Below are 19,984 nucleotides of genomic sequence, written 5' to 3'. Positions count from 1 at the left end.
CCGGTCATCACCGGCCCCTCGTCGCGTCTAGTTGGTGTTGGGCGCCGGGATATCCGCAGGCGCCTTCACCTGCGTCATCAGATCGTCGTTCCACTTGCCTTCGACCTTGAAGTGCGCGGTGGCGCCGAGGTCGGCGGCCTCGATCAGATTATGCGTGACATAGGCGTAGATGCCGGGCTGCATGAACTTGTACAGCGCAGCTCCCGCCGAGCCGCCGCGGATGAACCAGGTCTCGAGCCCGGTCTCCGGCGCATTGGAGAACTTGCCGGTTTCCCAGACATAGTCGCCATGGCCGCCGATCAGATGCGGACGGCTGTCGCGGTTGGCCTGCGAATGCACGATCAGCACGTTCTCGCCGACATTGGCGGTCAGCGCATTCTTGCCGGTGAGCGCACCGACCTTGCCGTTGAACACGACATGTGAGGGAATCAGCTTCTTCATCACCTCTTCGGTGTCGGTGAAGGCTTCGCCCGGCGATTCATAGGATTTGAAATTGCCCTTGTCGTCGCGCGGCACGTACATGTCCTGCTCGCCGACATAGAAGATCTTGTCGTATTTCAGTGCGTGGCCCTTGCCGTCGTTGAGGCCGTCACGCGGCAGCACCATCACGGCGCCGTTCATGCCGGAGACGACGTGCCAGGGGATCATCGGGCCGCCCGGTGCGCAATGGTAGACGAACACGCCGGTTTTGGTTGCCTTCCAGCGCAAGACGACCTGCTCGCCGGGATTGACCAGCGTGAGCGCACCGCCGCCGAGCGCGCCCGTCGCGGAATGGAAGTCGATGTTGTGCGGCATGGAGTTGGTTGCGGGATTGACCAGCGTCGTTTCGACATAGTCGCCCTCGTGCACGACCATCATCGGACCTGGCATCGAGCCGTTAAAGGTCATCGCTTGGAACGTGGTGCCCTTCTCGTCGATGACGACCTTCTTCTCCTCGATCGTGAGCGTGAACTCCACGATCTTGGGACCCTGCTTGGTCGCTTGCTCGTGCGCATGCACGAAGGGCGGAGCGACCAGCTCGACCTTCTGGCGCGGCAGTTTGAGATCATCGGCAGCCAAGGCGGGTGTCGCCAGCATCAGGGCGGTTGCGGCGGCGCTGATCAATGCGGCTCGGCGGGTGAACATCGGAAGCATCCTTCATCTGAAATGGTTTTGATGACGGAATGCAGTGTGCGCCGATCGCGGCAAGTGTGTTTGCGCTGCGACAAGCTTTTGCCGAATTCGCCTCCGGTAAAATCCTTAGGAGTTTGTCGAAGATCGCATCGGCGATACGAAAGACGTGACGACTCGCGACGTCAGTCGCGTCGGCCGCAAATCGTTCGCATGTTCAGCTGCGTTTATTGCGAATGGATTGTCGTCGATTAGAGCAACTGGATCGCAATCCAGACCGTGCCCCAAACCGCGAGCGACAGCGCGGCGAAGACGGCGGCCGTGATGACCATTACGCGTACCAGGTGGCTGGCGCCAACGGTGGGCGTCGTGGGGACGGGACGAAAATCGTCGAAGCGCGGGATATGGCCGCGAACGCCGGTGAGCCACAGAACGAGATCGAGCGCGAACGACGCCATAACCTATCTCCAGAGGGCAATAATCAAATGTCACCATGGCTCCGATCCCGTGCTCGGACTTTGAGCGAGCGCAAGGTTTCGCACCCGAAAACGGGTAATTTCGTGCCATCCGGGATGCGCCGCCCCGCTGCGCAGCATTGATTGACGAATGGGTAAGATATGAGGGCCGATCTTGCGGCGAGCTACGGCGAAGAACGATTGCCGCGCTACACGAGCTACCCGACCGCACCGCATTTCTCGCCGGCGATCGGCGCGGGGGCCTACGCCCGCTGGCTGGCGGAGCTCCCGGCGGCGGCCAGCGCGTCGCTTTATCTGCACGTGCCGTTCTGCCGCGAGATGTGCTGGTATTGCGGCTGCCATACCCAGATCGTTCGTCGAGACGGGCTCATCGCGGCCTATCTGCGTACGCTGCGCAGCGAGATCGCGCAGGTGTCCGAGACGATCGGCCGGCGCATCAAGGTCGAGCACATCCATTTCGGCGGCGGCACGCCGACGATCATGGCGCCGGAGGCTTTTGCCGAGTTGATGGCGGCGATGCGGCAATCGTTCTTCGTGCTGCCGTCGGCCGAGATTGCAGTCGAGATCGATCCCCGCACGCTGACTTCCGACATGGTCGAGGCGATGCGGCTCTCCGGCGTCAATCGCGCGAGCCTGGGCGTGCAGAGCTTCGACCCTGTCGTGCAGCGCGCGATCAACCGGGTGCAGAGTTTTGAGCAGACGGCTTCCGTGGTCGACATGCTCCAGCACGCCGGCATCAAGGGGATCAACTTCGATCTGATCTACGGACTGCCGCACCAGACCGTTGCCTCGTGCCTGGATACGGTGCGACGTTCGCTCGAGCTTGGGCCCGACCGCTTCTCGGTGTTCGGCTACGCGCATGTGCCTGCTTTCAAGAAGCACCAGCGCATGATCAACGAGGCCGTGCTGCCCGACGGCCTTGCGCGCCACGACCAAGCCTGCGCGATCGCCAATGCGTTGAAGGAGGCCGGCTACGTGCAGATCGGGCTCGATCATTTCGCGCGACCCGGCGATTCCATGGCCGTGGCCTTCGAGCAACGCACGCTGCGGCGCAATTTTCAGGGCTACACCACCGACCAGGGCGAAGTTCTGCTCGGCTTCGGCGCGAGCGCGATCGGACATTTGCCGCAGGGCTATGTCCAGAACGAGGTGCAGATCGGCGCCTATGCGCAGAGCATCGCCGTCGGCCATTTGGCCACCGCGAAAGGCTATGGCCTCACCGACGACGACCGGCTGCGCGCCGACATCATCGAACGCATCATGTGCGAGTTCAGCGCCGATCTCGGCGATATCTGCGCGCGTCATGGCGCAGAGGCCGGGGCAATGCTGAAATCGGCGTCGCGTCTGAAGCCGCTGATTTCCGACGGCGTCGTGAAACTCGACGGCGCCCGCATCGCAGTCGCCAAGGACTCCCGCTTTCTCGTGCGCAGCGTCGCAGCCGCGTTCGACGCGCATCTGGATCCCGCGAAGCAGTTGCACAGCCGGGCGGTGTAGTCCCGTCATTCCGGGGTGCGCCACTTGGTGCGAGCCCGGAATCCATTTCACCTCTCGGTCTGCTGCCCGATGGATTCCGGGCTCGCGCTTCGCGCGCTCCGGAATGACAAGCAGCTTGCGCTCCAACAAAGAAACCGCCGCCCGCTCTGCTATCGTGGTTTCGGAACGGAGTTGTTGTCCATGCCTTTTGGATCCGACGATCTGGTCGATGACATCATGCGCACGGCGCCGCACACGATCCGCGTGTTTCTCGCCTTCAGGATGGCCTGCGTGGGCTGTCCGATCGCAACCTTCCACACGGTCGATGACGCCTGCCGCGAGCATGGCATCGATCGCGACAAATTCCTCGCCGCGCTGTGTGACCGCGTGCCGGCGTGAACCGATCTGGAATTCGCGCGGGCTGCGCGCGGATTCCCGGGTGAGGGGCGCTTTCGCCGTAAGCGGAAGCGACGCTCACCCCTGGCCTTAAGCCGCGCCGCTGTCAGGGCTCCGCTCCGCCAGCACGACGATGCCATGCGGATCGCGCAGGATGATGCGCTGACGGCCGCTCTCGACCAGCCCCTGCTGTTCCCAGCCGCTCAGGATGCGGCTCACGGTGTGCAGCGTGGTGCCGGTCATCTGCGCGATGTCCTGGCGGCTGATCGGGAAATCGATCTCGATGCCGTGGTCGAGCTTCTTGCCGGATTGTTTGGCGAGGCGCAGCAGCGCATGCGCGACGCGCTGCTCGACCTGCTGGGTCGACATTTCCAGGATTCGGGTGTGGCTCTCCTGCAGCCGCGTGCCGACGGTTTGGAGCGTGTTGGCGGCAAGCGAGGGAAATCGCTCGACCAGTCGCGGCCAGGCCGAGGTCGGCCAGATCAGGGCGACGCTGTCGTCGACCGCGATCGCCGTGGCCGGATAGCGCGCGGCCCCGATCGCCATCGCGAGACCGAACGTCTCGCCCGGCGAGACGTAGCGCACCACGATCTGCTCGCCGCTCGGTGTGGTCTTGGCTGCGCGAACATGGCCGTGCAGCAGCAGGAAGAAGGATTGCGCGTCCGCACCCTGCTCGAAAATGGCGCTGTTCTTGGGATAGCGCACTGAGCGGGCCTCGCGCAGGATCTCCTCGAGGTCCTCCGGTTTGACACCCCCAAACAGCGGCAAATGCGCAACCAACGATGTGTCGACCTTGGCCATTCTGCCTCCTTGGCGCTGGAAGTGTGATGACACCTGCAATCGTCAGGGTGTTTGCGATAGCTCAAAAACGAGCCGGCCGGACGGCAGTATTTTTCCAGGCGACGATTTGAATCGACTGGAGTTGACCCATGGCTGGCGCCCGATCCCGCAACTTTGAGGGCTGGCCGCTGTTTGCGAACAGCTTTCGGCCCTTTTTCCTGCTCGCCGCCATCCAGGCTGGGCTTTCGATCCTGGCCTGGCTGCCGATGTTCTACGGCGAATTGTCGGTGACGTCGGCTTTCGCGCCGCGCGATTGGCACGTCCATGAGATGCTCTACGGCTTCCTGCCGGCGGTGATCACGGGATTCCTGTTCACGGCGATTCCGAACTGGACCGGGCGGCTGCCGATCCAGGGGACGTCCTTGGGCGCGCTGCTGGCGGTCTGGCTCGCCGGCCGCGTCGCGGTGACGCTGTCCGCCGATATCGGCTGGGCGTTTGCGCTTGCCGTCGATGCCGCCTTCCTGACCTTGGTCGTCGCTGCAGCAACGCGCGAGATCATCGCCGGCGGCAACTGGCGCAACCTTCCTGTGGTGGTGCTGGTGCTCGTGCTGCTCGCCGGCAATGTCGGCTTCCATCTCGAAGCGCATTATGCGGGTGCGGCCGATGTTGGCATCCGCGTCGGCATCGGCGTGGTCGTGCTGATGATCTCGCTGATCGGCGGCCGCATCATCCCGAGCTTCACCCGCAACTGGCTGGTCAAGTTCAACCCCGGCCGCCTCCCGGTGCCATTCGGACGCTTTGACGGTGTGGTGATCGGGTGCAGCGCAATTGCGATCATCGCGTGGATTGTGGCGCCGTTGAGCACCCTCACCGGCGTGGCGATGGCGCTTGTCGGCGGGCTCCATCTGGTGCGGCTCGCACGCTGGGCCGGTGACCGCACATTCCGCGAGCGGCTGCTCCTGATCCTCCATATCGGCTATGTCTTCGTGCCGCTCGGTTTCCTCCTGCATGCCTTTGCCGTCGTCGGCGAATTGCCGCCGAGCGCGGGCGTCCATGCCTGGATGGCCGGCGCGGCCGGAACCATGACGCTCGCGGTGATGACCCGTGCGAGTCTCGGCCATACTGGACAGGCGCTGACAGCTTCGCCGGCGACACAGGCCATCTATGCCGCGATCATCGTTGCGGCGCTGGCGCGGGTCGCGGCGGTGGTTTGGCCTGCGCACAGCGATGCGTTGCTGCACCTTGCCGCCTGCGGGTGGATCGTTGCGTTCCTCGGCTTTGCCATCGCGTTCGGCCCGCTGCTCGCCGGCAGCCCTCGCCGCGCCCTCGCCATCATGGGCGTGCCCGTCCCGGCACGCTGATTCAAGCTGCGGTCGCCACGGTCGACGATTTCAATGGCCTGACGCCTTTGCGCCATGCGGTGATGGTGCAGCCGAAATGGCCGCGGAACCAGCGGGCCATGGCGCTCTGCGCGGAGAAGCCGAGCTGCACGGCGATGTCGGCCAGCGGCCGGCCGGGATTATCGATCAGCTGGACCACGAGATCGGCGCGCTGCGCGTCGAGAATCGCCGAGAAGCTGGTGCCGGCTTCGGCGAGGTGCCGGTGGACGGTGCGGCGGGTGCAGGCGAGGTGCTCGGCGACGCGCTCGACCGTGCAGTCGCCGCCGGCGAGCAGGAGACGCACGACCTCGTCGACCTTCTCCTCCCAGCTTGCCGGCCGCGTCTCGATCGCCTCGATCCGCTTGCGCAGATAGCTCGCGATCAGCGGATGCGCGCTCGGGATCCGGCGCTCCATGTCGTGCGCCGACAACAGGATCGAATCGTCCTCCGCATTGAAAGTCACGCGGCAGCCGTAGAACTCGCGGTAGCGCTTGCGGTCGTGCGGCGGTGGGTAATGCAGGTGCACTTCCTGCGGCCGCCAATCGCTGCCGAACAGCGACTGGATGATGCGGTGGACGCTGCCGAGCGCCATGTCGATCGACTGGCGCGGCGCGGTCGGCTGTCGGCCGCGCAGGTGCAGCGTGACGGTCACGGTCTGCTTGTCGCGGGTGACGTCCAGCTTCATGCCGTCGTGATGGATCGGGATGAAGCGCGAGAAGGCTTCGATGGCTTCACCTACCGTCGCCTGTTCGCGCACGATCAGGCCGACCGCGCCGAAATTGGTCAGCCCGCCGCGCTCGGCAAGCCGCAAGCCGAAATCTTCGGCTCCGGACGCCTCTGCCGACAATTCGAGCAGACGTCGCAGGCCGGTGACGGCAATGGGCGTATCGGGCTTGTCGAGGCAGGCCAGCGGCAGCCTGACCTTGCGCATCATCTGTCTGGGGTCGAGCCCGACCGACCGGGCGACCTCCGGGTAATAGCTCAAGCCCGCGCTGCGAATGAGGTCGGTCATGCGAACCGTTCCTGCCAGCCATTCCCGCAGATGTCCCGAAATGTAAAATTTATGTCCCGATCCGTCAAATCCGGGAACCGGGTGGAACATACATAAGTGAAACCGAAGCACGGGCGTGAATGCCGTGCATATGACGGCGCGGCGCGACGAGGCCCCGCTGCTGTCTCGGACCATTTGACCAAAAGACATTGCTGGATCGGAATTATGCCTGGGAACATGCTTTCCAAGGGTGAGGTATTCGTCATCGACACCGATGCCGCCTCCCGCGAACAACTTTCCACCGCGCTCCAACAGAGCGCATACAACGTGATCTGCTTCGCCGACGGCGCGTCTCTGCTCTCGGAGGCCAAGGCGCGGATGCCGGCCTGCGTGATGCTGGAGATGCCGCCCGATCGCTCCGGTCTCGACGTGCTCAAGCGCCTGCGTGAGGAAAACTGCATGGCGCCGGTGCTGGTGACCGCGACAAACGGCAGCATCGCCATGGCGGTCGACGCCATCAGGAGCGGTGCGGCCGACTTCATCGAGAAGCCGTTCCGCACCCGCGACATCGTCGACCGGATCGATGCCGCGATCGACGAGTTCGCGCAGCCCGCCTCCAACCGGCAGCGCTGGTTGCCCGGCTGCGAACCCCTGTCCGCGCGCGAAGGCGACGTGCTCGAGCATCTCGCCGCCGGCCTGACCAACAAGGAGATCGCCCGGCGCATGCATCTGAGCGCGCGCACGGTCGAGGGCTATCGCGCCGGTATTCTGAGGAAGGCCGGTGCGAAGAACGTGACGGACCTGCTTCGCCGCATCTTCGGGCAGGGGTCGTCCGCTCAGGATTAAGGGCTCCGTCGCGGCCGACGACCCGTTCCGGGCCCCGCTGCCGCCGCGGCGGCGCCCCACGGAAACCTCAATCGAACCAGTTCCTTCCCTGCCGCGTCCAACCATGTTGGCGAGGCATTGGATCGCGCGTCCGGCTGGCGGCGGCGATGACTTGGAGGAGGGACTTGATGCGCATCACCGCAAGATGTTTGGCAACGACGAGCCTGGTTCTGGTGACCACGGCCTTCGCGTCGTCGTCATGGGCTGCCGAATTGGACGCCACATCGGCCATCGATACCGTCACGGTTTACCCTGATGGCGCGACCGTCACCCGCGTCATCGCGGTGGACCTGCCGTCTGGTGACTCGACGCTCATTGCCAAGGACTTCCCGCTTGGTCTCGACACCTCCTCGATCCGGGTGGAGGGTGAGGGGGGAGCGAAGCTCACCATCGGCACGATCGATGCGCGAACGCCACGTGCGGCGCCGGTCAATCTGCCGGAGCTGGACAAGCGCATCGAGGCGCTGAATGACCAGCGCGCCGACCTGCAAGGCGCGATCGACTCGGCCAATGCGCGGCGCAAATTCGCGGAGCATTTTGCGGAAGCATCGCCCGCCGGCATCGGCGACAAGGGCGAGGCGCGGCCGATTGCCGAATGGCGCACGGCCTTTGCCACCGTCGGGGAGGAAATTGCGAGCGCCGATACCGCCGTTCGCGACGCCACGCGCAAGATGCGCGAGATCGATCGGCAGATCGGCCAGCTCGAAATCGAGCGCAAGGCCAAGCCGCCGAGCAAGCTCGAAGTCCGCATGGACATCGCCGTGCCGGCAGCAACCAAGGCGACGTTGAGGGTCACCTACAATGTGCGCAATGCGCGCTGGCTGCCGCTCTACGACGCCCGCCTCGACACCGGCGCGAAGGATCGCAAGCCGCAGCTCGAATTGGTTCGCCGTGCCGAAGTCACGCAATCGACCGGCGAGGACTGGTCCAACGTCACGCTCGGCGTCTCCACGGTCCGCATCGGCCGCGGCGGCAGCGCGCCGGAGCTGAATTCGCTGGTCGCGCAGTATCCGCAAGTGCCGAAGCCGCGGGCGCTGGGTTCGCTTTCGGATTCGGCAATGCCTGCGGCGGCGCCAATGCAGCGTAAGATGGAAGCTCCGGCTTATGCCAGCCGATCCAGGGAAGATCTTGCCGAACGCGCCGAAGAACAGCAGGCGGTCGCCGAGATCGGCGACTTCCAGGCCACCTACAAAATTCCCGGCCGCGTCAGCCTCGCCCCCGCCGAGGGCGCCAAGAGCCTGCGCATCGCCTCGATGACCGTGCCCGCCGATCTCATGGTGCGCGCGGCTCCGGTGATGGATCCCACCGCCTTCCTCGAAGCCAGCTTCAAGCAGGCCGACGACACGAGCCTGTTGCCAGGCAAGGTCGCAATCTATCGCGATGGAACCTTCGTCGGCCGCGGCAAGCTCTCGGCTTCGGCCAAGGACGATATCGTGCGGCTCGGCTTCGGCGCCGACGACAAGGTCAGGATCGAGCGCGCGGTGCTCAAGCGCAACGAAGGTTCGGCCGGTCTCCTGGTCACGACCTCGAAGACCGACGAGCGTTCGTTCAAGACCACAATCCGCAATGGTCACGACTTCCCGATCAAGATCGCGATCGAGGATCAGTTGCCGGTCAGCGAGAACGAGGACATCCTCGTCGAGATGTTGCCTGCGACCACGCCGCCGACCGCAAGCAACATTCGCGACCGGCGCGGCGTCCTGGAATGGTCGTTCGACGCCAAGCCCGGCGAGGTCAAGGACATCAATTTCGCCTGGCGCATTCGCTGGCCGAAGGACAAGAGCATGGTGATCGTGCCGGCGGGTTGATGGGCGGCGCCGAAGTACGATGCTGTCTTAGCTCGCGCTCGCTCACTCCCTGTCATGCCCCGCGAAGGCGGGGCATCCAGTACGCCGCGGCGTCACGATTCAATCGCTGGCGCCGCGGATTACTGGATCGCCCGGTCAAGCCGGGCGATGACTGTGTTGAAAGAGCGTCAGCTTACTTCGCCTTCAGGAAATCCGCGACATCGAGCAGCATGAACTCGTCGTCGTCGGCCTTGTTGGGATCGCGGCTGGACGAGAACGGCAGATTGTTGTCGTTGCCGACGATGATGTGGGTTTCGTCGACACGATCGACGTTCTCGATGGTGAAGAACGGGAAGGTGTAGACGCCATCATTGAGCGGCTTCTTCGCCTTGTTGTCGGGATCTCTGATCTTCAGGAGGTCGATGTAGCCGATCTTGCGCACGGGCTTGCCGACATTGGCGTCGGTGAGTTCGATCTTGTAGACGCGCTTGAACTTGGCGACATCAGGGAAGCAGTTCTCGCCGCGGGTGCCTTGCGGGCAGGCCTTGTCGGGCGTGCCTTCGCCGTTGTCGCGCTCGATGATCAGACCGCTCGCCGGGTCGATCATGTTGAAGTCGCCGATGGCATTGCCGTTCTGCTCGAACACATACTGCCAGTAGCGGCCAGTGAACTTTTCCGCGGCGACGTCGAATTCGAGAATGCGCGAGGCTTCCTTGCCGTCGGCCTTCTCCCAGTCTTTCTTGTCGGCGTCCCACAGCGGCCCCTCGAGCAGGCCGTAGAGAAACTTGCCGTCTTTCGAGGAGGCGAAGCCCTCATAACCCTTGGAGCGCCGCAGGTTGACGTTGGTGTAGGTCGCGCCCGGCGCGCCCGGGGTCGTCACCGCCCAATGATCCGGCGAGCGCACCGGCTTGCCGTCGGCGACCGTCTCGAACAGCCCGAGAATCTTGCCGGTCTTGTCGGCCTTCAGGATGTAGGGGCCGAACTCGTCGCCGATCCAGAAGGTGTCGCCGATGATCTGAAAGCCTTCGGTGTCGAAGTCGGAGCCGGTGAGATAGCGCCTCTCGGTGTCTTCATGCACGATGCGGAACGGCACGCGTCTGTCGGGATCGTGCAGGAACACGGTCTCCAGCCGCTCGATCTTGCCACCGGCCCAATCCATCTTGTAGCGGTTGAGGTACAGCATCGAATCCGGCGAATTGGCGCGCGCGCCCATGCCGTTGTCGGTGATGACCCAGAAGGTGCCGTCGCCCATCGACTTGATGCCGGAATGGCCTTGCAGCGGCTGGCCCTTGAACGGCAGCGACAAGCCGGTCGCCCGCTCATAGGACTTGCCCATCACCGTGCCGAGCGCGTCGACGCGCTTTCCGGTGGTGTATTTGCCGGAGGTCTTGAGATCGGCGGGCGCATCAGCGGGCGCGTCGATGAACGTGGCGGCCGGCATCACGACGTGGCCGGCGAGCCTGGCCGGGAATTCGCCTTCGCTCTGCGCGAGCGCGGAGCTCGCGGTGAGAATGATCGTTGCGACGGTGCCAAGAAAAGTCGCGCGCATGTGCGTCTCCTGTTAACGGAGGCCGTCTTATGCGGATCGCGCATTGCAGTTTTGTGAAACCGGGCCAAACGCCGCGGCCGACGGTCATTTTTTTAGCGGTGTGGGAATCTCAAAGCTGACGGACTTGCTGTCGATCACGTGGTGCGTCGGATCTGCCAGCTCCAACAGGATCTTGTGGGGTCCTGGCTTCAGTCCGACCACGATCACGGTCTCGCCACTGGCATCGACAAAATGCCACGGCGCATCGTCGACCGTGATATGGACGTGGCCAATGCGCGGCGATACGTCGAGCGCGCCCTTGCCAAACACCGGCACGACGCGGAGATTCTCCGTGGTGTACTGGATGAAGACGAGACCCTGCGCCAACTGGTCGGCGAGCGGCGGATCGACGATCAACCGCGCAGGCGCCTCATTTTCGATCGCGACCAGTGGCGATGGGCCGCGCACGTCTCTGGCGGTTTGGGCGACGGCGGCTGCTGCGAACAAAGTGGAGGCCGCCAGAACGGCCATGCAGTCGAGAGCGGCATACATGTCCGTTTCCTTCCGGACTGATCAGGCGATCTTGCGGGAGAGGAAGTTGCGGATCAATGGGACCATTTCGTCGAACTTGTCCTCGAGCGCGAAATGGCCGGTATTGATGAGGTGAAATTCCACCTGGGGCAGGTCGCGTTTGTAGGGATGGGCGCCATCGGCCGGGAAGATGAAATCGTTCTTGCCCCAGACAATCAGGGTCGGCGGCTTGTGCTTGCGGAAGTAGGCCTGCACCGCGGGATACAGCGGCAAATTGGTCCGATAGTCGTAGAACAGGTCCATCTGGATTTCGCTGTTGCCGGGACGGTCGAGTAGCGCCTGATCCTGCACCCAGTTGTCGGGTGAAATCCGGCTGACGTCGGACATGCCGTCGGTGTACTGGAATTTCGTCGTTTCCAGCGTCACCAGCTTCATCAATGCCTGTCGGCTGGCATCGGATCCGTCGGCCCAGTATTGCTTGATCGGATTCCAGAACTCTTTCAGCCCTTCGTCATAGGCGTTGCCGTTCTGCACGATCAGGCCGCTGATACGCTCTGGATTCTTGAGCGCCAGGCGCCAGCCCACGGGAGCTCCGTAATCCATGACATACATCGCGTAGCGGGTGACGCCGAGCTGGTCGAGCAGGCCGCCGACAAGCTCGCCGAAACGGTCGAACGTGTACTTAAGTGTCGCGCGCGGTGGCATCTCGCTCTGGCCATATCCGGGATAGTCGGGAGCGATCACGTGGTACCTGTCGGCCAATGCCGGGATCAGGTTGCGGAACATATGCGAGGAGGTCGGGAAGCCGTGCAGCAACAGCACAACGGGAGCGTCCTTCGGACCCGCCTCGCGATAGAAGATCTTGATCCCGTCGACGATCTTGGTTCGATGATAAGTGACCGGATAGGCAGCGGCGGCGTGTTCGTCGCGCTCCGGCTTCGCGGATGCTGCCGTGGAAGCAACTGCGACAGCCGCTCCGGACAACCCAAGAACGAGACGACGACGATCGAGGAGCGATGGCTTGGATGTGGTCTCTACGATTTTCATGTCAATGTCCTTTCAATACGATGAGTTCGTCGACGGCCGAGAGGGATTTTTCAAACGCCCTGATAGACCAGCCGGGTGAAGAAGCCGGGATCGATCACGAATTGCCCCCATATCGCGTCGAACGCCGCGGTCGGCTTCGCCGCAACGGTTTCATCCCGCGTTCGTCCCTCCTTCTTGAGGCGCGCGACGTTGTCGCGGATCCCGACGAGCATGTCGCGAAAGGCCTGGAATTCGGCCTTGTTGCCCACCGGCTTGCCATGCCCGGCGATGACGATCGTGTCCTTGTCCATCGCCGCGAGATTGGCGTCGCATGCAGCGATCATCCCGTCGATGCTGCCACCGGTCGAATAGTCGATGAACGGATAGATGCCGTTCCAGAACATGTCGGCGACATGAATGATATTGGCTTCTGCGAAGGTGACGGAGATGTCGCTGTCGGTGTGCGCGGGCCCGTAATACTTCAGGCCGATCGAGGTTCCGTTGAGCTTAAGCTCGCGGCTGTCGGCAAAGACTTCGCTGGGGATTCCGCCCGCGCCGAGCGGAAGGAAATTGTAGTCCCAATCCTCGACCCGCTGCACTTCGGCAAGATGTTTACGGGTGTTTTCCTGGGCAATGATCTTGGCGCCGGCTGCATGCAGCCATTCGTTGCCATCGGCATGATCGAAATGCCAGTGGGTGTTGACGAGATGGGTGACGGGATCGGCGCCGAGATCAGCCAGCGCTTTGGTGAGTTGTGGACGTGAGACGCGGATGCCCGCATCGATCAGGACTTTGCCGTCGGGCCCGGTCAGCACGGCAATGTTGCCGCCGGAGCCTTCCAGCACGGTGATGTTGTTTCGGAGCTTGTGCGTGACAATCGGCGATACCGCAGCACTGTCCTTGATCAGGCTGACGATGCCTCGCGCTTCTGCGTAGGCTTGCCTCGGGCTAAGCCATCCCGAAGCGGCGGACGCTGCGGCGCCGACGCAACACAGGCAGAAACCGCGTCGGGATAACGACGGGAGCTTTGGCGAACGCATGCAATTTTCGCTTTCTCGAGCGACAATCGACGGCGCCAATGATCGACCCCGCTGTCACGATGGAGCGTGGGGCCAATGCAGCAAGCAGTCTATCACGATAGCACGATCGACTGCGCTTGCGCTCAGCCGCGAGTTACTCCTTTACCGCGCCGGTCAGCGACGACACGTAGTAATCGACGAAGAGCGAGTAGAAGATCGCAACCGGCAGCGAGCCGAGCAGTGATCCCGCCATCAGCGCACCCCACTGGTAGACGTCGCCGGTGACGAGCTCGGTCAGGATCGCGACCGGCACCGTCTTGTTGGCGCCGCTCTGGATGAAGGCGAGTGCGTAGATGAACTCGTTCCAGGACAGCGTGAAGGAGAAGATGCCGGCCGAGATCAGGCCGGGCACCGCCAGCGGTAGCGTGATCCGGCGCAGGATCTGGAGCCGTGTGGCGCCATCCACCAGCGCGCATTCCTCGAGTTCGTAGGGGATCGACTTGAAATAGCCGATCAGGAGCCAGGTGCAGAACGGCACCAGGAAGGTCGGATAGACCAGGATGAGGGCGAGCGGGCTGTCGAACAGGCCGAACTGCACGACCACGGTTGCGAGCGGAATGAACAGGATCGATGGCGGCACGAGATAGGCGAGATAGATGCCCAGCCCCACATAGGGGCTGCCGCGGAAGCGCAAGCGTTCGATCGCATAGGCGGCAAGCGTGCTCGCGATCAGCGACAGCGTGGTCGCGCCGATCGCGACCAGCATCGTCGTCCACAGCCAGCGCGGATAGGCGGTGTCGAACAAGAGGTGCTTGATGTGCGCCAGCGTCGGTGAGGAGATCCAGAACGGGTTGTGCTCCCGGTAGTTCATCAGCTCGGCGTTCGGCTTGAACGACGTGATCGCCATCCAGTAGAACGGAAACAGCAGGATCAGCACGAAGCAGCCGAGCGGCAGATAAATCATCATCAGTCGCCGCAGCCCGGAATCCCAGGCCATGGTGTCCGGCACAGCCTTCGCGTCGGCGACGGCCGGTTGCGCCACTGTATCAGTCATTGCTCTCTCCTTGCTGCCATTTGCGGCGCGCCAGGCCGAAATAAGAGAACAGCGTCGCGAACACCAGGAACGGGATCATCGACACCGCGATCGCCGCGCCCTCGCCGAGCTCGCCGCCGGCAATGCCGCGCTGGAAGGCAAGCGTGGCGAGCAGATGGGTCGAGTTGCCGGGGCCGCCACGGGTAATGGCGTAGACCAGCTGGAAGTCGGTGAAGGTGAAGATGATCGAGAAGGTCATGACGATGGCGAGGATCGGCATCATCATCGGGAAGGTGATGTAGCGGAAGCGCTGCCAGGCGCTGGCGCCATCGAGCATCGCGGCCTCGTAGAGCGAGGGCGAAATGGTCTGCAGGCCCGCCAGCAGCGAGATCGCGACGAAGGGAATGCCGCGCCAGATGTTGGCGGCGATCAGCGAGAAGCGCGCCGGCCAGGGCGAGCCGAGGAAGTCGATATTGGTGGTGCGCCAGTGCAGCACGTCGACCAGAAGGTAGGAGATGATCGAGAATTGCGGATCGTAGATCCACCAGAACGCCAGCGCGGAGAGCACCGTCGGCACGATCCAGGGCATCAGGATGATCGCACGCAACAGGCTCTTGAATGGAAAATGGTTGTTGAGCAGCAGCGCGAGCCAGAACCCCAGCGCGAACTTCCCGAAGGTCGCGATCGCCGTGTAGACCACGCTGTAGAACACCGCGTTCCACCACAGGGAATCGGTGAGCAGATACTGGAAATTCTCGAAGCCGACGAAGATGCCTTTTCTGCCGATCGTGGTGTCGGTGAAGGCGAGCCAGATGCCGAGGCCGAGCGGATAGGTCAGGAACACCGTAAGCAGCCCGATCGCGGGTGCGAGGCACATCACGATCAGGAACGGCTTGTAGTCGAACAGGCGCGCCAGCCAGGAGGGCTGCCGTCGTGCGAGGGCGAGAGTGGGAAGTGTGGTCACGGACATCGATCAGGCGTCCTGTTTTAGGCTGTCACCACATCCGTCATTGCGAGCGAAGCGAAGCAATCCAGTCTGTCTCCGCAGTTACAGTCTGGATTGCTTCGTCGCTTCGCTCCTCGCCATGACGGTCGCTTTATCGTCGGGCGCTACTTCTGCCGCCGGAAGTACCGCTTGCAGCGCTGCTCGGCTTCCGCGGCCGCGGCTTCCGGCGTGGCAGCGCCGGTCGCGACGGACGCGAACATCTGAATCAGCACGTAGTCGGCGCTGACGGCGCCGGTCGCGGTCGAGATCGGGCCCGCGTAGCCGTCGTAATAGGTGCTGTTCATCGTGTTCTTGAACAGCTTCACTTTGGGATCCTGCGACCACACCGCGGCCTCGGCATAGGCCGCGAGCGGCTGGGCCCAATAGCCGGAATTGGCGTTGAGCCACGGCTCGTACTGGTCCTTTTCCAGCATGTATTGCAGGAAGGCCTTTGCGGCGTTGGGATACTGGCTGTGCTTGAACACCATGGCGTTCAGCGTCAGGCCCGCCATCGGCGACACCTTGGCCAAGCCTTTCGGCAGCAACTGATGCTCGCTGTCGTCGGCGATCGCCTTGGTCGCCGGATCGTTCTTCAGCGAAAAATACAGCGAGACGCCGTTGGCGGTCAGCGCGATCTCCTGCGCAGCGTAGGCGCGGTTGTTGCTGACGTCATTCCAGGACGTCGTGCCGGCGATGAAGGTGGGGTAGAGCTGCTTGACCCAGTTCAGCGCGGCGATCGTCTCCTTGCTGTTGATGATGACGTTGCCCTCTTCGTCCAGCAGGGCCGCGTTGTGCGACCATAGCGCCCAGCTTGCGAAGCCGTTGCCGTCCCCCTTGGCATTGCCGAGGGCGAAGCCCGCCGGCTTGCCGGCCTTCTGGAGCTTCTGGCACAGGTCGAGGATTCCGGCATGGTCTTCCGGCACCTTGTCGAAGCCGACCGATTGCAGGATCGACTTGCGATAGATCACGGGACCCGCGGTGGCTCCGAACGGCAGCCCGATCCAAATGGGGCTCTTGTTCTTCTTGCCGTAGCGCTGCGCCAGCGGCAGCCAGCCGCCGTACCGTTTGCCGAGGTAGTCGGCCACATCGGTCAGCTCGATCAGCTTGTCGACGTAAATGTGCGGTGCGTCGGAGAAGCCGATGATGATGTCGGGACCGGCGCCGGAATTCGAGGTCACCGCGGTTTGCTGGTTGATGTCCTCCCAGCCGACGAAATCGACCTTGACCTCGACGCCGGTCTCCTTGGTGAATTTCGCCGCATTGGCGCGGAACACATCCTCGTCGGCCTGGACGAAACGTACCGGTCGCAGCATGCGCAGGGATGCGCCTTTCTCGATCGGCAGTTTCGGTGCGGGGACGTCCGCGGCCTTGATCGTGGATTGGGCATTCGCCGGAGCACCGGTTGCCGCGATTGTCGCAGCGGACAGGCCCAGCGCCAAGGCATCACGACGTGTGATGTCGTTCCTCATCGGTTCCTCCCTATGTTTTTCCCTTCCCGGCGTTGATCGCCGGTGAAGGGTCTTTCCGGTTGCCGGCGCGCCTTCGCGGCCGCCCGCCTAGCTGTTCGGGCCGCGGTCCATGCTGACAGGTTGCCAGCGGCGGAGCGCGGTGTCTTGCAGCACCGACGGATTGACGCAGCTTACCGGCCACATGCCCTGAAGCACCAGTGACAATTCGTAGCCCACCCGGCGCTTGCGCGCCTCGTCGAACCGTGCCGAGGCGGAGGCGACGTGGGCGGTCAGGGTCACATTCTCCATGCCGAGGATGGGGTTGTTGTGCGAGGGCGGCTCCTTCTCCAGCACGTCGAGGGCGGCATGGGCAATCCAGCCCTCCTGAAGCGCCTTGATCAAGCCTTCCTCGTCCACGGTGGCGCCGCGGCCCGTGTTGATGAAGACCGAGCCCTTCTTCATCTGCCGGAAGTGCTTCTCGGTGAGCATGTGATGCACCTCGGGCCGGGCGGGCGCGTGCATCGAGACGAAGTCGGATTGCGACAACACCTCGTTCAGCGTCGCCGGAATCACGCCGTGGTCGGACATCAGCGTTTCCTGGATGAAGGGATCGTAGGCCATCATCCGCAGGCCGAAGGGAGCTGCGCGCTTCGCAACTGCACGCGCGACGCGGCCGAACGAGATGAAGCCGAGCGTCTGGCCCATCAGCCGTGGAATCTTCGACAACGCCGGCCGGCCCTCGGCCCAGCGGCCGCTGCGCACCATCCGGTCCTGCTCGACCACCCGCCGGAAGCCCGCGAGCAGCAGCATCATGGCGTGGTCGGCGACCTCCTCGATAAAGGTGTCGGGGATGTTGGTGACGGGAATGCCGCGCGCGGTCGCGGCCTTGATGTCGACGCTGTCGACGCCGACCGAGCCGAGCGTAATGACCTTGCAGTTCTCCAGCGCGTCGATAATGGTCTTGGTGATCGGGATGCCCTTGGCGTAGATGGCGTCCGCAGTCTTGGCGGCGGCGATGAACCCGGCCTCGTCGGCCGGCGCCTCGACGATCTCGGCGTCGATCGGATCGAGCGCCTCACGCTCGTAGGAATAATCGCTGCTCGCGACCGTGAAGCTCGCGCCCTTCGGCGTCACCACCCTGTATTTCGGCATTTCCTGCTCCCGATTTGGTTTCTTGTTGTGACCCGGACTTTGCGCGAGTCTGTGCGTCTTTTACGCGAAATCGGGGCGGTTGCGTACAATCGGCGGTTGCCGTGGCGGCGATTGTGCGACGGCCCCGACGTTTCCTCCGTGCCTTTACGGGGCGCTCCGTAACAGGTTGCTAAGGGGTCGCCACTAAAAGTTGTTTCAATTGCGATCGATTCGCTCGTGCGTCCTTGTCCTTTTGTTGCCGGAGCCATCCCGTGAAATTGAGCAATCTGAAGATCGCCCCCAAGCTCGGCATTCTCGTCGGCGTCACCTTGTTCGGCCTGTGCATCTCCGGATTTCTCGCCGGCTATCTGATGAAGCGCGAGATGGTGAATGCACGCGTCGAGCAGACCAAGGCCATCGTCGAGGTTGCCCGCAACATGGCCCTCGCTCTCAAGAAACGAGTCGATGCCGGCGAAATGACGAAGGACGCGGCGATGGCCGAGTTTCGTCTGCTCGGCAACGCGATGACCTACGACAAGGGCGCGGGCTACCTCTTCGGCACTTCGTATGACGGCATCACGCAGCTTGCGCCCGACCCCAAGCAGGTCGGCCTGAACCGCATGAGCAATCTGACCAACGGTCGCAATCTTTCCAAGGAATGGATGGATGGCGTCAAGGCCAACGGCGAATTTCTGCTCTTCTACGAGTTCATGAAGCCCGGCCAGGAAACGCCGATCCGCAAGATCGGCTACGCGGTGGCCGTGCCCGGCTTCGACATGTATCTTGGCACCGGCGGCTATCTCGACGATATCGACGCCAAGATGGTCCCGATCTACTGGCTGCTCGGGCTTGCCATGCTCGGCATCGTCGTCGTCGCGGGCAGCGTCGCTTGGGGGCTTGGTCGCAGCATCAGCCGTCCCTTGGCGCTGCTCGGCGCCCGCATGAAGGATCTCGCCGAGGGCAAGCTTGAGGGCGACATTCCCGGCGTCGGCCGTGGCGACGAGGTCGGCGCAATGGCGTCGACCGTCCAGATCTTCAAGGACAACGCACTGCGCATTCGCGACCTCGAGAAAACCGAAGCCGATGCCAAGGATCGTGTCGCGGCGGAACGTCGCAGCGCGATGGAGGGTATCGCCAGCGATTTCGAACGCAGCGTCAACGGCATCGTCCGCTCGGTCTCCTCGGCCGCGACGGGCATGCAAGCCACTGCGCAATCGATGACAGCGACCGCCAGCGACGCCTCTTCGCGTGCGGCGACCGTCGGCGCGGCCTCGCAGAGAGCGTCGGGCAATGTCGGCACGGTCGCCGCGGCTGCCGAAGAGCTGTCGAGCTCGGTTGCGGAAATCTCGCGCCAGGTCACCCGCTCGACCGAAGTGGCGAGCCGCGCCGTCAACGACGCCGAGCGCACCAATGCCACGGTGCAGGAACTCTCCACCGGCGCCGAGAAGATCGGCGAGGTGGTCAAGCTGATCCACTCGATCGCGGCGCAGACCAATCTGCTCGCCCTCAACGCCACCATCGAGGCGGCGCGTGCCGGTGAGTCCGGCCGCGGCTTCGCCGTCGTCGCTTCCGAGGTCAAGGCCCTCGCCAACCAGACCGCCAAGGCGACCGAGGAAATCTCCGCCCAGGTCGCGGCGATGCAGACTTCGACCAGCGATGCGGTCGCCGCCATCGGCGGCATCACCCAGACCATTGCCGAGATGAGCGAGATCACCGCGGGCATTTCCGCGTCGATCGAGCAGCAGGGTGAGGCGACCCGCGAGATCGCCCGCAACATTCAGTCGGTCGCGGCCGGATCGAACGAGATCAACGCCAATATCGGCAGCGTCACCTCGGCCGCGGAAGCGACCGGCACGGCGGCAAGCGACGTGCTCACCAACGCCCGCGAGCTCGACAGCCAGTCGGGCGCGCTGCGCAGCGCAGTCGACGGCTTCCTCGCCAAGGTGCGCGCAGCGTAAGGCTTGCACTGAATTCGTAGGGTGGGCAAAGACGCGAAGCGTCGTGCC

Annotated in this window: 18 protein-coding genes; 6 read left to right on the top strand and 12 right to left on the bottom strand. The window is 63.6% G+C overall.

Translation table 11 applies throughout. The features are described 5' to 3' along the window. Nucleotides 1-27: 27 nt before the first annotated feature. Entirely contained in the window at nucleotides 28-1,125 is a 1,098-nt protein-coding gene (gene nirK / locus FXB41_RS10230; protein WP_219681679.1) for a copper-containing nitrite reductase, read from the bottom strand. 236 nt (nucleotides 1,126-1,361) lie between these two features. Next, a complete protein-coding gene (locus FXB41_RS10225; RefSeq protein WP_219681678.1) occupies nucleotides 1,362-1,568 on the bottom strand; it encodes a hypothetical protein in 207 nt (68 codons plus the stop codon). A gap of 159 nt (nucleotides 1,569-1,727) precedes the next feature. On the opposite strand from FXB41_RS10225, the gene hemN reads away from it, so the two are divergent. Both hemN and FXB41_RS10215 read left to right on the top strand, forming a co-directional pair. Then, on the top strand, nucleotides 1,728-3,080 hold the full coding sequence (hemN, locus tag FXB41_RS10220) for an oxygen-independent coproporphyrinogen III oxidase (protein WP_219681677.1): 1,353 nt from the start codon (nucleotides 1,728-1,730) through the stop codon (nucleotides 3,078-3,080). Nucleotides 3,081-3,260: 180 nt separating this feature from the next. Next, nucleotides 3,261-3,458, top strand: coding sequence for a DUF1858 domain-containing protein (locus tag FXB41_RS10215; protein ID WP_007596228.1), 198 nt, complete (start codon nucleotides 3,261-3,263; stop codon nucleotides 3,456-3,458). 87 nt (nucleotides 3,459-3,545) lie between these two features. Here the strand turns inward: FXB41_RS10215 and FXB41_RS10210 are convergent, their stop codons facing one another. Next, nucleotides 3,546-4,256 (bottom strand): Crp/Fnr family transcriptional regulator, encoded by a 711-nt coding sequence (locus tag FXB41_RS10210; protein ID WP_007596227.1) that lies wholly within the window; start codon nucleotides 4,254-4,256, stop codon nucleotides 3,546-3,548. 128 nt (nucleotides 4,257-4,384) lie between these two features. On the opposite strand from FXB41_RS10210, the gene FXB41_RS10205 reads away from it, so the two are divergent. Beyond that, nucleotides 4,385-5,596, top strand: a complete 1,212-nt coding sequence (locus FXB41_RS10205; RefSeq protein ID WP_007596225.1) for an NnrS family protein — start codon at nucleotides 4,385-4,387, stop codon at nucleotides 5,594-5,596. 1 nt (nucleotide 5,597) lies between these two features. Here the strand turns inward: FXB41_RS10205 and FXB41_RS10200 are convergent, their stop codons facing one another. Further along, entirely contained in the window at nucleotides 5,598-6,626 is a 1,029-nt protein-coding gene (locus FXB41_RS10200) for an AraC family transcriptional regulator (protein ID WP_007596223.1), read from the bottom strand. 204 nt (nucleotides 6,627-6,830) lie between these two features. Between FXB41_RS10200 and FXB41_RS10195 the strand changes: the two genes are divergently transcribed. Next, nucleotides 6,831-7,451: a response regulator transcription factor gene (locus FXB41_RS10195; RefSeq protein ID WP_219681676.1), complete on the top strand. Its 621-nt coding sequence runs from the start codon at nucleotides 6,831-6,833 to the stop codon at nucleotides 7,449-7,451. A 167-nt stretch (nucleotides 7,452-7,618) separates the two neighbouring features. Further along, the gene (locus FXB41_RS10190) at nucleotides 7,619-9,298 is read left to right on the top strand and encodes a mucoidy inhibitor MuiA family protein (RefSeq protein ID WP_219681675.1); all 1,680 of its coding nucleotides are present in this window, start codon (nucleotides 7,619-7,621) and stop codon (nucleotides 9,296-9,298) included. Nucleotides 9,299-9,470: 172 nt separating this feature from the next. Here the strand turns inward: FXB41_RS10190 and FXB41_RS10185 are convergent, their stop codons facing one another. The 8 genes from FXB41_RS10185 to FXB41_RS10150 all read right to left on the bottom strand — a co-directional run bounded on the left by FXB41_RS10185 (nucleotide 9,471) and on the right by FXB41_RS10150 (nucleotide 17,999). Next, a complete protein-coding gene (locus FXB41_RS10185; protein ID WP_219681674.1) occupies nucleotides 9,471-10,826 on the bottom strand; it encodes an esterase-like activity of phytase family protein in 1,356 nt (451 codons plus the stop codon). An 84-nt stretch (nucleotides 10,827-10,910) separates the two neighbouring features. Further along, nucleotides 10,911-11,357, bottom strand: a complete 447-nt coding sequence (locus FXB41_RS10180) for a DUF6130 family protein (protein WP_219681673.1) — start codon at nucleotides 11,355-11,357, stop codon at nucleotides 10,911-10,913. A 21-nt stretch (nucleotides 11,358-11,378) separates the two neighbouring features. Continuing rightward, a complete protein-coding gene (locus FXB41_RS10175) occupies nucleotides 11,379-12,383 on the bottom strand; it encodes an alpha/beta fold hydrolase (protein ID WP_219681672.1) in 1,005 nt (334 codons plus the stop codon). A gap of 50 nt (nucleotides 12,384-12,433) precedes the next feature. Beyond that, a complete protein-coding gene (locus tag FXB41_RS10170; protein ID WP_219681671.1) occupies nucleotides 12,434-13,402 on the bottom strand; it encodes an MBL fold metallo-hydrolase in 969 nt (322 codons plus the stop codon). A 133-nt stretch (nucleotides 13,403-13,535) separates the two neighbouring features. Beyond that, on the bottom strand, nucleotides 13,536-14,435 hold the full coding sequence (locus tag FXB41_RS10165) for a carbohydrate ABC transporter permease (RefSeq protein WP_219681670.1): 900 nt from the start codon (nucleotides 14,433-14,435) through the stop codon (nucleotides 13,536-13,538). Next, on the bottom strand, nucleotides 14,428-15,384 hold the full coding sequence (locus tag FXB41_RS10160; RefSeq protein ID WP_219681669.1) for a carbohydrate ABC transporter permease: 957 nt from the start codon (nucleotides 15,382-15,384) through the stop codon (nucleotides 14,428-14,430). The genes FXB41_RS10165 and FXB41_RS10160 overlap by 8 nt, the downstream gene beginning before the upstream one ends. 140 nt (nucleotides 15,385-15,524) lie before the next feature. Then, nucleotides 15,525-16,868: an ABC transporter substrate-binding protein gene (locus tag FXB41_RS10155; RefSeq protein WP_007596211.1), complete on the bottom strand. Its 1,344-nt coding sequence runs from the start codon at nucleotides 16,866-16,868 to the stop codon at nucleotides 15,525-15,527. 87 nt (nucleotides 16,869-16,955) lie between these two features. Further along, entirely contained in the window at nucleotides 16,956-17,999 is a 1,044-nt protein-coding gene (locus tag FXB41_RS10150) for a C-terminal binding protein (protein WP_219681668.1), read from the bottom strand. Nucleotides 18,000-18,250: 251 nt separating this feature from the next. On the opposite strand from FXB41_RS10150, the gene FXB41_RS10145 reads away from it, so the two are divergent. Then, complete coding sequence (locus FXB41_RS10145; protein WP_007596208.1) at nucleotides 18,251-19,936, top strand: methyl-accepting chemotaxis protein; 1,686 nt, start codon at nucleotides 18,251-18,253, stop codon at nucleotides 19,934-19,936. Nucleotides 19,937-19,984: the final 48 nt, after the last annotated feature.

Source organism: Bradyrhizobium canariense (genome assembly GCF_019402665.1).
Classification (GTDB): Bacteria; Pseudomonadota; Alphaproteobacteria; order Rhizobiales; family Xanthobacteraceae; genus Bradyrhizobium; species Bradyrhizobium canariense.
The sequence above is the reverse complement of the archived record's forward strand: the minus strand, read 5'-3'. Positions and strand labels throughout refer to the sequence as shown.